General features: G+C 39.1%; 9 protein-coding genes. 8 read left to right on the forward strand and 1 reads right to left on the reverse strand.

Translation table 11 applies throughout. The features are described 5' to 3' along the window. Positions 1-60 precede the first annotated feature (60 nt). The 4 genes from ACFPQ3_RS04305 (at position 61) to ACFPQ3_RS04320 (ending at position 5,739) form a co-directional block, all read left to right on the forward strand. Positions 61-927, forward strand: a complete 867-nt coding sequence (locus tag ACFPQ3_RS04305) for an MBL fold metallo-hydrolase (RefSeq protein ID WP_156805694.1) — start codon at positions 61-63, stop codon at positions 925-927. Between the two features lies 1 nt (position 928). Beyond that, a complete protein-coding gene (locus ACFPQ3_RS04310; RefSeq protein ID WP_156805695.1) occupies positions 929-2,395 on the forward strand; it encodes a DUF1593 domain-containing protein in 1,467 nt (488 codons plus the stop codon). A 15-nt stretch (positions 2,396-2,410) separates the two neighbouring features. Further along, a complete protein-coding gene (locus ACFPQ3_RS04315) occupies positions 2,411-3,343 on the forward strand; it encodes a nucleoside hydrolase (RefSeq protein WP_156805696.1) in 933 nt (310 codons plus the stop codon). A 134-nt stretch (positions 3,344-3,477) separates the two neighbouring features. After that, a complete protein-coding gene (locus ACFPQ3_RS04320; protein ID WP_198039884.1) occupies positions 3,478-5,739 on the forward strand; it encodes a glycoside hydrolase family 3 C-terminal domain-containing protein in 2,262 nt (753 codons plus the stop codon). A gap of 618 nt (positions 5,740-6,357) precedes the next feature. Here ACFPQ3_RS04320 and ACFPQ3_RS04325 read toward each other — a convergent pair. Then, positions 6,358-7,380, reverse strand: a complete 1,023-nt coding sequence (locus ACFPQ3_RS04325) for a LacI family DNA-binding transcriptional regulator (RefSeq protein ID WP_198039885.1) — start codon at positions 7,378-7,380, stop codon at positions 6,358-6,360. 203 nt (positions 7,381-7,583) lie between these two features. On the opposite strand from ACFPQ3_RS04325, the gene ACFPQ3_RS04330 reads away from it, so the two are divergent. From ACFPQ3_RS04330 to ACFPQ3_RS04345, 4 genes are read left to right on the forward strand one after another with little or no spacing between them, the layout of a single operon-like run. After that, positions 7,584-8,417 (forward strand): transketolase, encoded by an 834-nt coding sequence (locus ACFPQ3_RS04330; RefSeq protein WP_156805699.1) that lies wholly within the window; start codon positions 7,584-7,586, stop codon positions 8,415-8,417. Then, positions 8,407-9,354 (forward strand): transketolase family protein, encoded by a 948-nt coding sequence (locus tag ACFPQ3_RS04335; RefSeq protein ID WP_156805700.1) that lies wholly within the window; start codon positions 8,407-8,409, stop codon positions 9,352-9,354. Before ACFPQ3_RS04330 ends, ACFPQ3_RS04335 begins: the two co-directional genes overlap by 11 nt. Before the next feature lies 1 nt (position 9,355). Continuing rightward, complete coding sequence (locus tag ACFPQ3_RS04340; protein ID WP_156805701.1) at positions 9,356-10,792, forward strand: L-fucose/L-arabinose isomerase family protein; 1,437 nt, start codon at positions 9,356-9,358, stop codon at positions 10,790-10,792. 4 nt (positions 10,793-10,796) lie between these two features. Continuing rightward, positions 10,797-12,251: an FGGY-family carbohydrate kinase gene (locus tag ACFPQ3_RS04345; RefSeq protein ID WP_198039886.1), complete on the forward strand. Its 1,455-nt coding sequence runs from the start codon at positions 10,797-10,799 to the stop codon at positions 12,249-12,251. The last annotated feature ends 93 nt before the right edge of the window (positions 12,252-12,344 follow it).

Below are 12,344 nucleotides of genomic sequence, written 5' to 3' on the forward strand. Positions count from 1 at the left end.
AAATTAAACAATATAATAGTAACGAAACTGTGATTTTTTATTGAATTGAAAGGAGTTAATATGAATCCGTTAGAAGTATTTGCATCCTATACAGCATACCAATTGAAAGAACGAACTTGGGTGATTCAATTCATGGGAGGGAGTCAACACATTTACCTTCTAGAAGGGGATGAACAAGCTCTACTTCTAGATACTGGTTATGGTTCAGGGACTTTACGAGCTTTTGCTCAAACTTTAACCACTAAGCCTTTGATTTGTGCTAATACGCATTTTCATCCTGATCATTCGTCTGGAAACGGGGAATTTGAGGAAGTTTTGGTAAACTCTGGCTATGTTGATGATGAACATTCTGTAATGAATAATACAGGTCCGTTTGATATTACAAGGTTACCCTTTCCTCACTATCGCAAAAAGTTGATTGAGGCAGGTGATGTTATTGATTTAGGAAATCGTCAGTTGAAGTTGCTGGAAGTTAAACCTGCGCATTGTAATTCATCGCTCTTTTTCTTTGATGAGGGAGAGCGGATGATGTTTTGTGGAGATGAGATGGAATCAGCTCAGGTATTGTTACTGGAAAATTCGCGTAATCCTAAAATGGCTGCTTCTTATGACATTAAAGAGCGTCTGTTGAATTTTAAGGCTAATACGGAACTACTACTATCCTACCAAGACCAGTATGATTACCTCCTTCCAAATCACAATGGAGGACCGATTGCGAAAAGTTACTTACAAGATTACCTTGATTTAGTGGACGGTATTTTTGCAGGAACGGTTACGATTGAAGATAAGCTGAACCACCGTTTTATTGAAATGGATCCTCGTTCAGCGACCTTTTGCCGTATTCGTTACGGTAAGGGAAGCATTATCTTGGTCAAAGATGACGTGTTAAAAGTATTTGGTACTGGTTTGGAGAATGGTGATGAATGACATGAAAAAACTAAAATTACGTACGGTAGTGACAACAGACGGTGAAATCGACGATATGGATTCGTTTATTCGATTCCTGCTTTACAGCAATGATGTTGATGTTGCTGGTATCATTTTAACGTCGTCGATGTTTCATTACCGAGGAACAGCAGAGAAACCCGCTTATCGTTGGACTGGGGAGACTTGGATTCCAGAGTTGATTGCTAAATACGGTCACGTTTATCCAAACCTTATGAAACACGATCCAACTTTTCCAACTCCGGAGTCCCTATTATCGGTTTATCGCATTGGGAATGTTGATGATGTGAGTGATATGACTGAGGAGACAGAAGGTTCTAACTTTTTAGCAGATCTTATACTGGACGATGATGATAGGCCCTTATACATTCAAACATGGGGTGGGACAAATACAACTGCCAGAGCCCTGAAATCTATTCAAGAACGTTATGAAGGAACCGCAGATTGGGACACGATAAAGAAAAAGGTTGAGGATAAAGTCGTTCTCTACATTATTCTTGATCAAGATGGGACCTATGGCGACTATATTTCAAAGAATTGGAATATTAAGACACTTAATGATAGTTTGAATTTTGGGTATTTTGCTTATGGTTGGAAAGGATTGCCAGAGGCTTTTCGGGCAAGTCTTAATGCTGACTGGCATCTGACTCATTTGAAAAATAAGGGACCGCTGCTAGACCAGTATGCTCTTATCGGTGATGGCTATTACCTGGAAGGAGAAGTTGAGTCTGAGCAGTTTGGGCAACAGGCCTGGTTAAATCAACATCCAGATTATGAGGCCTATGACTTTATTTCTGAAGGCGATTCGCCGTCATATTTTTACCTTTTGCAGACTAGTTTGAGGGGATTTGAAAACCCAGGTTTTGGTGGCTGGGGAGGTCGTTTTAGGGAGATTAGTCCAAATACATTTACGACGAATCAGACGATTGACTACAATCCTTATACCAAACGTTTTGAGCAAGAGTACAGTCTTTACCGCTGGATTCCCGATATCCAAGCAGACTTAGCCGCAAGAGCGCAGTGGTGTATTACGGATGATTTTAAGTCAGTGACCCATTATCCGCAGGTAAAAGTAGCAAAAAAAGATATCCAAGCTGAACCTGGCCAAATCATAACCTTGCAAGCAAAAGCAAGTGATCTCAATGGGTATAGTCTTAATTATCATTGGTGGTGTTACCATGAAGCCTCTTCCTACTGGGATTTTAGTAACCTTGAGTTAGAATCAGATGTTTTTCGCTTAGGAGATATGGATCATGTGTCCTCGTGGCATTCTAAAGAAATGGAAATAGATTGGGCATTGCCTTTGACTGGAGAAGATACGCCAGTTGTGCAATTTACGGTACCAGAAGATGCGAAACCTGGTCAAACATTGCACATGATTTTGGAGGTATCAAATGTAGCAGATTTACCCTTGAAAACCTATGAGCGTGTGATTGTGACAGTGAAATAGAAAGGATGTGTTGTCATGTTTGAAAAATTAAGTTATCAAGTCCCTGAAAGTCGTAAAGTGCGTTATATTATCCATTCAGATTGTAAAAATGAGGCAGATGATCAGTTTACAGTAGCGCATTGCCTATTGACACCAAGATTTGAGGTAAAAGGACTTATTGCTGCTCATTTTGATAAAAATTATGGACGTTATCCAGCAGGCACGTCTGCTAAAGCTAGTTATGATGAGCTAGTTAAAGTGTTAGAGGTAATGGAACTAACTAGTCATTATCCCGTTTTACTAGGGGCAGAGCAGGCAATGGTAGATGAACAGACGCCAATTTTATCTGAAGGGGCACAGTTCATTATTGATGAAGCGATGAAGGATGATGACCGTCCTCTTTATATCGGGATGCAGGGATCTTTGACAGATTTAGCGTCAGCTATTTTATTAAAACCTGAAATTTGCCAAAAAATGACAGCGATTTGGATTGGTGGAGGGAGTTACCCAGACGGTGGCTCTGAATTTAACCTAATGCAGGATGTCCATGCAGCCAATGTTGTTTTCCAATCTGATATGCCCTTATGGCAGGTTCCAGCTAATGTTTATAAGCGTTTTGCAGTGTCAATAGCAGAGCTGGAATACAAGGTTAAACCTTATGGTAAATTAGGGAATTATCTTTTTGAAGAATTAACAGAACTCAATATGGCTTTAGGAAAACAAATGCCAGATTTTGATTGGCCACATGGTGAAATTTGGGGGCTAGGAGATGAAGGTGTCGTAGCTGCCCTTATGCAGGAAAATCAACGTACAGATCTTTATACGGAGGTACCTGCTCCCAAAATTAATTTAGAGACGATGAACTATGAACCAAATCCTGATAATCGCCTTATAAGAGTCTATAAAGATATGGATACTCGATTGACGCTTGAAGATCTCTTCTGTAAAATAGCCCTATTTGCAAAATAATGGATGGTTGATGAAAGTTGAATCAGTATAGCGTTGGAATAGATGGGGAATAGTTACATTAGTCTAATGTTTGCTAATAACCATCTATATCCATTTTAATAATCATGATTAGAAAGAAGTTTAAGGAAGGTATCATGAGAAATATTAAAGAAATCGTCTCCCAATTAACATTGGAGGAAAAGGCAGGTCTTTGTTCAGGACAGGATTTTTGGCATACTAAAGCAATTGAGCGTTTAGGAATTCCTAGTTTAATGCTGAGTGATGGTCCTCATGGCTTACGTAAACAAGACCAATCAGCAGATCACTTAGGAATCAACGATAGTATCAAGGCTGTTTGTTTCCCAGCAGCTTGTGCTACGGCAGGGGCGTTTGATCGAAATCTATTGCAACAAATGGGAGAAACTTTAGGCAATGAATGCCAGGCAGAAGATGTTTCGGTTATTTTGGGACCAGGTGTCAATATTAAGCGTTCGCCATTGTGTGGTCGTAATTTTGAATATTTTTCAGAAGACCCTTACCTAACAGGAGAATTAGCAACGGCTTTTGTTAAAGGTGTGCAATCTCAAGGAATTGGAACAAGCCCTAAACATTTTGCTGCTAACAACCAAGAGTATCGTCGCATGAGCATTTCTTCCCAAGTAGGGCAACAAGCGTTACGTGAAATCTACCTTTCTGCTTTTGAGACAATCGTAAAAGAGGCTCAACCTAAGACTATCATGTCTTCATATAATCGCTTAAATGGTGTCTATACCTCTCAAAATGAGTGGTTGTTAACAGATATCTTGCGAAAGGAATGGGGATTTGAAGGCTACGTTGTTTCTGACTGGGGTGCTGTTGACGATCGCGTAAAAAGTCTTGAAGCTGGTTTGGAGTTAGAAATGCCTAGCTCAAATGGCATCAATGATACAAAGTTAGTAGAAGCTGTGCGAGCAGGTCTTTTAGAGGAGAGTGTCTTAGATTTAGCGGTAGAACGTCTATTAACTGTGACTTTTGATTATATTGATCATCGCAGAGCAGTCACTTGGGATAAAGAAGCGGATCATGCAGTTGCTAGACAGATTGCAGAGGAATCAGCAGTGCTACTTAAAAATAGTGGCATTTTACCACTTTCAGCTAGTCAAAAAATTGCTTTTATTGGTGAGTTTGCTAAAAAACCACGTTTCCAGGGTGGTGGTAGTTCTCATATTAACAGTTTCAAAGTGACAAATGCCTTAGATGAAGCAAACAAGGAAACTAAAATTATCTATGCTCAAGGTTACGATGTGACGGAGCAAACAGATGATGTCAAATTAAGAACCGAGGCTGTTGAAGTGGCTCAGAACGTTGATGTTGCTGTACTTTTTATTGGACTACCAGACAGTTACGAGTCAGAAGGTTATGACCGTACTCACATGAGCTTACCACAAAATCAAACGGACTTAGTAGAAGCTGTTACCGCAGTACAGCCTCATACCATTGTCGTTCTTTATAATGGATCTGTGGTGGAACTTCCGTGGGCTGATAAAGTGGCAGCTATTTTAGAAATGTATTTAGCTGGTCAAGCTGTAGGTGAAGCAACCGTGAATCTTTTATTTGGTCATGTGAACCCAAGCGGTCGCTTAGCGGAAACCTTCCCATTGAAATTGGAACATAATCCAAGCTATCTTAATTTCCCTGGGAATGGCCGTGACGTCGATTATCAAGAAGGGATTTTTGTGGGGTATCGTTATTATGATACGAAAAATCTACCCGTAGCCTATCCATTTGGACATGGGTTGAGCTATACAACTTTTACCTACAGTGATTTAAAAGTATCTAAGGACACCCTCACTGAATCAGACAATTTGGAAGTTTCAGTTACGGTCACAAATAGTGGCACTTGCCGCGGTAAAGAGGTTGTTCAACTTTATGTTTCCAATCAGAATGCAAATCATAAGAGACCGATACGTGAATTAAAAGCTTTTGATAAAATTGACTTGGCCCCAGGTGAGAGTCAAAAAGTGACGTTAAACCTAACTCCACGTAGTTTTGCTTATTTCAGTGAAGAACTTAATGACTGGTACATTGCTAGTGGTATTTATAACATTCAAGTATGTCGTAGTTCCCGAGAGGTTATTTGCGAGACTGAGGTTCGAATAAATAGCTCACAAGCCTTACCGTTTAAAGTACATCGTAATACAACAATTGGTGAATTATTAGAACAACCTAACTGCCAAAGTATCACTAAAGATCTCATGAAACGCATAGCAGCAAGCTTTGGAGACCATAACGAAGAGTCTGAATCAAGTGCTGTTTCAGACGAAATGGCAACCCAAATGATGTCCTCAATGCCTTTACGAGCACTCTTAAGCTTTGGCATATTAACAGATGATTCCCTCGAGGAGACACTGATTGCATTAAATACAGTTGTTGAGTGAGTGCAAATAAAGATTTGGGAGAAAACTAAATTTTTAGCCTTTCTCTTAACATTTGAACAATATAAAATGGCTTAGAATCAACGTTTCTTGATGACGTTAATCTAAGCCATTTGTTATTTTTAAAAGTTTTTATCCCCCCCTTTTTTATCCTTATAGTTATTTGAATTAGGAACAAGACGATATTTAATTGGGTTTATGGGAGATAATTCTAATATTCATCTCATTCCCAGTTGTCCTATTCTTGATTCAAAATACTATAATTCACTTCAAAATATGAGATTGTGGAACTTATATTATGACAAGTGGAGTGGATTAGGTGTCTTTCTTGTTGTAAAAATTCAACCAGATTTATCATTTATATTGAGACTAGAATCCTTTTCAGAAACAGCATTCACAAGTTATCAGATTTTGATTGTAAATGAATATTAGACTTGTTCGGAAACAATAAAGAAATCTACTATAACTATGAAAACGATGCACCAAAAAACCGTACAACTAACTCCTAAGAACTTTAAATTATTGAAAGGAAAAGATTTGAACTAAGGTATGAGCTGATTTGTGGCATCATCAACTATGAGTTGAAATAGTTTACGAACAAGTCTATTATATGGCGTGAAATCACAATCTTTTCACCGAATCACGTTCTACTAATTTCGCATTGATCCGGTATTGAGTATAGTTTTCTTGACCTGGTTGTTGACTGATGACGGTTGCTACTTTTTCGAGAGCTTTGTTAACCATAAATTGTCTATCAATATCGATGGTTGTTAATTCTGGTGTAATGACTTTTGATTCAGAAATATTATCAAAACCAATGACGGAGACCTCTTCGGGAACCTTCAGTCCTATAGCTTGTAAGGATTTAATGAGGCTGATTGCTATGGAATCATTATCACAAAAATAGGCAGTTGCTAAGTTATTTTTTCGCAATAATTCAGGATGAGGTGCAATTTCGTGTGCTGGAAAGATGAGTTTAGGGAAATGTTCAGTATCCAAATGAGATTTTTTTAACGCTGCTTTAAACCCTGCTTGCCTCTCTTGGAAATTGCGAATGCGTTGTTTTGACATGGCGTATCCTATGGCAGTATGACCATATTCAATCAAATAAGCTGTCGCCAAATAAGCTCCTTGAAAATTATTTTTAGCAATAAAATTATTATTGATGTGGTCAAAGCAAGCATCAATAACGATGATATTACTATGCAAGTCTAGAATTGTTTCAACAGTTGTTTCAGGTAGGTCTGTTCCGAGTAAAATAATAGCCTCAGAAGGTTGGTTTTTTTCGAGTGCATTGAGCTCATCCTCCACATTATCAATTGAAATAGAGTTTATCAGTAAGTCAATAGCATATTTCGGAGCATAAACAATAAAATCATTGATGAGTTCATTGAAGTAGGGTAATTGCTGAAAATTATAGGTAAAGCGATGAAGAGAGTTGCAGGCAAGTAAACGGACAGTATGTTGAGGTTGGTAGGCCTCTTTTTTTCGTGATTTTCGCAATGGCTGATAATGATGCTCTTTAGCAAGACTCAGAATTTCTTCACGCTTACTAGGACTGACGCCAGACTTATTATTTAAAACTAAGGATACAGTGGCTTTTGAGACGCCTGCTAAGCGAGCTAAATCTTCTAACTTAATCATATTTCTCCTCATTTTTGATAGTTGATAGATTTATCATATCGTTTAAGATTTGGTTTGTCAATTTAGTTTAGTAAACTAAGCTAAAATATTTTCTTTATTTTATAAAATGAATTGAATCTCTAGAGGTCGCATGCTAAAATAACAAGAAGTTAAGCGCTTACTTTTTGTAAATTGCAAGTTTTTAAAAAATAAGGAGTGAGAAGATGGATACATTATCGTTACGACGAAAGGCCTTAGAATTGAAAAAAGACTTTATCACGATGATTTATGAAGCTGGCACAGGTCATATCGGATCAGATTTATCGTGTACAGATATCTTGGTTAGTCTATACTATCATCAACTCAATGTAAACCCTGCTTTCCCTAAGGATCCCAAACGAGATCGTTATATTCAAAGTAAGGGGCATGCAGTTGAAATTTTGTGGGCAATTCTAGCTGATAAAGGATTTTTTGAAAAAGCGGAGCTCAAAACTTTTTCACAGTTTGACTCTAGATTGCTTGGACATCCGAACAATAAGGTGCCAGGTATTGAAATGAATACAGGATCACTTGGTCACGGACTGGCCTTGGCTGTAGGAAGTGCCTTAGCAGCTAGACTAGATGGAGAATCTTACCACACCTACACACTAATGGGAGATGGTGAATTAGCTGAGGGCTCTGTGTGGGAAGCAGCAATGGCTGGAGCTAACTATAAATTAGATAATCTAACGGCTATTATTGACCGTAATCGTTTACAAATTACAGGGTCAACAGAAAATGTCATGGCACTAGATAACTTACATGATAAATGGACAGCTTTTGGCTGGCATGTTGTTGATGTTGCGGATGGAAATGATGTTGAGCGATTACTGAAAGCCTATCAAGATAAGGAACCTGGAAAACCAACGGTTATTATTGCTAATACGGTAAAAGGTAAAGGAGTGTCAGATGCGGAAGGTGTAGCAAGCTGGCACCATCATGTTCTTAATGTTGAGGAATATCAAAAAGCAATGAAAGAATTAGATGTAGCAATGGAGGCCTTGGAAAATGGGAAATAAAATAGCAAACCGCGCGGTTATGTGTGATGTCCTGATTGAAGCAGGTAAAGAAAATCGAGACCTAGTGGTTTTAACCAGTGATTCGCGTGGCTCAGCTTCCTTAGTCAAATTTGGGCAAGAATTACCTGAGCAACACATTGAAATTGGGATTGCTGAACAAAATTTAGTGAGTATTGCCGCTGGTTTAGCCCTTAATGGGAAACGACCTTTTGTAGCCTCTCCAGCTTGCTTTCTTAGCATGAGAAGTATCGAACAAGTTAAGGTTGATGTTGCTTATTCAGATAAAAATGTCAAATTAGTTGGTATCAGTGGCGGTGTTAGCTACGGTGCTCTAGGGATGAGCCACCATTCGTTACAAGATTTTGCAGTGACACGCGCAATTCCTAATTTAGAAGTCATTGTACCTGCAGATCGCCATGAAACGAAAGCTGTATTTGACTATTTAGTCAAATCGGATAAACAAGCTTATATCCGTTTAGGGCGAAATCCTGTCGAAGATTGTTTCACAGAGACCAATGTCGCATTTGAAATCGGTAAAGCTCATGAAATGGTAGCTGGAAATGACATCACCATTGCAGCCATAGGAGAGACCGTTCGACCAGCAATGGACGCTGCGATTAGCTTGGCGAAAGAAGGTATCTCTGCACGAGTTCTTAACTTTGCTAGCTTGAAGCCGCTAGATAAAGAGGCGATAAAAAAGGCTATTGCAGAGACAGGAGCGATTGTTACTGTTGAAGAACATAGCGTGAATGGTGGTTTAGGAGAAGCCATTTCATCAGTTGTTGCCCAAGAAGGCAAGGGAATTGTAAACATCATGGCGTTACCAGATGATCATATTATCACAGGTACTAGTCAGGAAGTCTTTAATCATTACGGTCTTTCTTCGGAAGGCATTAGTCAAACTGTCAAAACACTATTAAAGAAAGTAGGAAAATAATATGGATAAAATAACTCTTGGTTTTGCACCAACACGTCGCAATTTGTTTAGTGCAGATGCTGCAATCGAATATGCCAATTACACCCGTGAAAAATTAGATGCTTGGGGTATTGATTACGTTGATATAAAAGACATCAATGAAGACGGTCTGATTTATGATGATGCTAGTGTTGAAGCTGCAGCAGCTAAATATAAGGCGGCTGGTATTGATGGACTTTTTATTGCGAATGAAAATTTTGGAACAGAGTATGCAGTTGCTCGCTTAGCGAAAAAATTAGATGTACCCGTTTTGCTCTGGGGACCAAAAGATGAAACACCTGCTCCAGATGGCTCACGACTTCGTGATAGCCAATGTGGACTTTTTGCAATAGGTAAGGTCTTACGTCGTTTTAAAGTACCATTTACCTACATCAAAAATTCAGATGTTGATGACCCAGCTTTTGAGCGTGGCGTGAAAGACTTTGTTAAGGTCTGCAATGTCGTAAAAACCTTTAAAAATACTCGCATCTTGCAAGTTGGTCCACGTCCATTTGACTTTTGGACAGTTATTTGCAATGAAGGAGAACTTCTTGAGCGATTTAATATTTCATTGTCACCAGTACCAATTCGTGAACTAGTCGATGAAATTAACCGTGTTAAGGCAGAAGAAGGTGACAAGGTTGCTACTGTTGAAGAGTGGTTTTACACTAATACTGATGTTCAAATCACGGCAGATGAGCTCAATATGGTTGCAGCTTTGAAGGTTGCACTTGAAAACCTTTGTCATTTCTATGGCTGTAATGCAGGAGTGATCCAATGTTGGACAGCTTTGCAAGAAGAAATTGGTATTTTACCATATGCTTCTCTATCTTTGTTGCAAGAGGAAGGTATTCCATTTGTTTGTGAAACAGACGTTCATGGAGCAATCTCAGAACTACTTGTTGAAGCGGCATCGCTTGGCGAATACCGTGCTATCTTTGCCGATGTCAACTGCCGTCACCCTGAAAACCCAAATGGTGAATTGTTACAACACTTAGGCGTCTTTGCTTATCAGACAGCAGAAACAAAACCAACTTTACCACCTCGCCACTTCGTTTTTGACTACCCAGGATCAGTTGGTTTTAGAGCCAAAACAAGTGATTACACCCTTTGCCGCTTTGATGGAGATAATGGTGACTATTCGCTCTTGATTGGTAATGCTAAAGGCATTGAAGGTCCTTATAATCAAGGAACATATTGCTATGTGGAATTTGATAATCTCAATCGTTTAGAATCTCATCTGGTCTATGGACCATATATTCACCACGTTGCAGCTATTCCTTCAGATGTTGTACCTGTGCTTTATGAGGCTTGTAAATATCTAGGCATCAAACCAGATTTGTATGATCCAATCGAGGAAGAAGTTAAAGCTTACCTATCTGGTGATGAACCAACTTATTTCCGTCCAAATAGAGGATAATGTTATGGCTTATGTACTCGGCATAGACCAAAGTACGCAAGGTACTAAGGTACTTTTATATAATGATGAGGGAAACATTGTAAAGAAAGTCAGCAAATCACATCAGCAATTAGTCAATGAAAAAGGTTGGGTTTCTCATGATCCGTTAGAGATTTATAACAATGTGCTATCTCTTGTTCGAGAAATCGTTGTTGGTACTGATCAAACTGAGATCAAAACAGTTGGAATCACGAATCAAAGGGAGACTGCTTTAGTCTGGAATAGAAAGACAGGCTTGCCAGTCGAGAATGCGATTGTTTGGCAGTGTGCCAGGGCTAAGGAGATAACAGATAGTTTCAATATTTCCGAGGCTTCTATGGTCAAACGAAAAACAGGTTTGCCCTTGTCACCTTATTTTTCAGCAGCTAAATACGCTTGGATTCTAAGACAGATGGACGAGTTGCCGGAAGAGTTAGCTTGCGGAACAATAGATTCATGGTTAGTTTATCAATTAACCAAAGGGGAGTCTTTTGTGACAGATGTCTCTAATGCTAGTCGGACGCAGTTAATGAATTTAACGACCTTATCGTGGGACGAAGAACTTTGTCAATTATTTGATATCTCGAGGTCTTACCTCCCTGAAATTAAGCCATCTGATAGTCATTTTGGTTGGACAGACTTTGATGGCATTCTCCCTGCTGTGATTCCCATTCATGCCGTGATGGGGGATTCTCACGCTGCACTTTTTGCTCACAAAGGTGAGCAACCAGGAGCTATCAAGGCAACGTATGGAACAGGTTCCTCTATCATGATGAATATTGGAACTGAGGTCAGTATGATTCCTAACCATCTAGCAGTCTCAGTTGGATGGCAGTCTCAAGGAATCTGTCATTATGTTCTTGAAGGAAATGTTAATTACTCAGGAGCTGTCATTACTTGGTTAAAAGACCAAGTGGGACTGATTACCTCACCGGATGAATTGGAAGACTTGGTTGCTAAAGCCAATCCAGAAGACCAAACATACCTTATTCCAGCTTTTTCAGGACTAGGTGCTCCTTATTTTAGGGATGATGTCACGGCTTCTTTTGTAGGTATGACCCGAATAACTGGTCGAGCGGAACTGGCTAAAGCAACTTTGGAAAGCATCGCCTATCAGATTAACGCTGTGATTAGTGCAATGAAGGATGTTTCCAATTTACCGATTAAGCAAATCAGTGTGGATGGTGGTCCAACTAAAAATCATTACCTTATGCAATTCCAAAGCAATTTGACTAATGCTGATATTAACATTGCAACGGTTGAAGAAGCGTCCTGCACTGGTGTCGCTTATATGGCAGGTATAGCTAACAATGTTTATCCAACAACCATTCTAAATCGCCTGACCACACATCAAGTATCACCAGAACCATCCTTCCAGAACGTTCGCCTACGAAAACTGGCGAAGTGGGAAAAAATGATCAAGATGATGCTTGAAGTTTGATGATATATTAATTTTGAAACTATGAGAGTTCAAATCCAGATTAAAGAAGTTATTTAGTAAGAAGATGATAAGATAATGTGGATTATTTTCATC

The sequence above is a fragment of the Streptococcus caledonicus genome (genome assembly GCF_042656225.1).
GTDB classification, from domain to species: domain Bacteria; phylum Bacillota; class Bacilli; order Lactobacillales; family Streptococcaceae; genus Streptococcus; species Streptococcus caledonicus.

Excerpts from the sequence above, each read along its gene's own strand:
- ACFPQ3_RS04305 (WP_156805694.1), top strand. The coding sequence starts at position 61 with ATGAATCCGTTAGAAGTATTTGCATCCTATACAGCATACCAATTGAAA.
- ACFPQ3_RS04310 (WP_156805695.1), top strand. The coding sequence starts at position 929 with ATGAAAAAACTAAAATTACGTACGGTAGTGACAACAGACGGTGAAATC.
- ACFPQ3_RS04315 (WP_156805696.1), top strand. The coding sequence starts at position 2,411 with ATGTTTGAAAAATTAAGTTATCAAGTCCCTGAAAGTCGTAAAGTGCGT.
- ACFPQ3_RS04320 (WP_198039884.1), top strand. The coding sequence starts at position 3,478 with ATGAGAAATATTAAAGAAATCGTCTCCCAATTAACATTGGAGGAAAAG.
- ACFPQ3_RS04325 (WP_198039885.1), bottom strand. The coding sequence starts at position 7,380 with ATGATTAAGTTAGAAGATTTAGCTCGCTTAGCAGGCGTCTCAAAAGCC.
- ACFPQ3_RS04330 (WP_156805699.1), top strand. The coding sequence starts at position 7,584 with ATGGATACATTATCGTTACGACGAAAGGCCTTAGAATTGAAAAAAGAC.
- ACFPQ3_RS04335 (WP_156805700.1), top strand. The coding sequence starts at position 8,407 with ATGGGAAATAAAATAGCAAACCGCGCGGTTATGTGTGATGTCCTGATT.
- ACFPQ3_RS04340 (WP_156805701.1), top strand. The coding sequence starts at position 9,356 with ATGGATAAAATAACTCTTGGTTTTGCACCAACACGTCGCAATTTGTTT.
- ACFPQ3_RS04345 (WP_198039886.1), top strand. The coding sequence starts at position 10,797 with ATGGCTTATGTACTCGGCATAGACCAAAGTACGCAAGGTACTAAGGTA.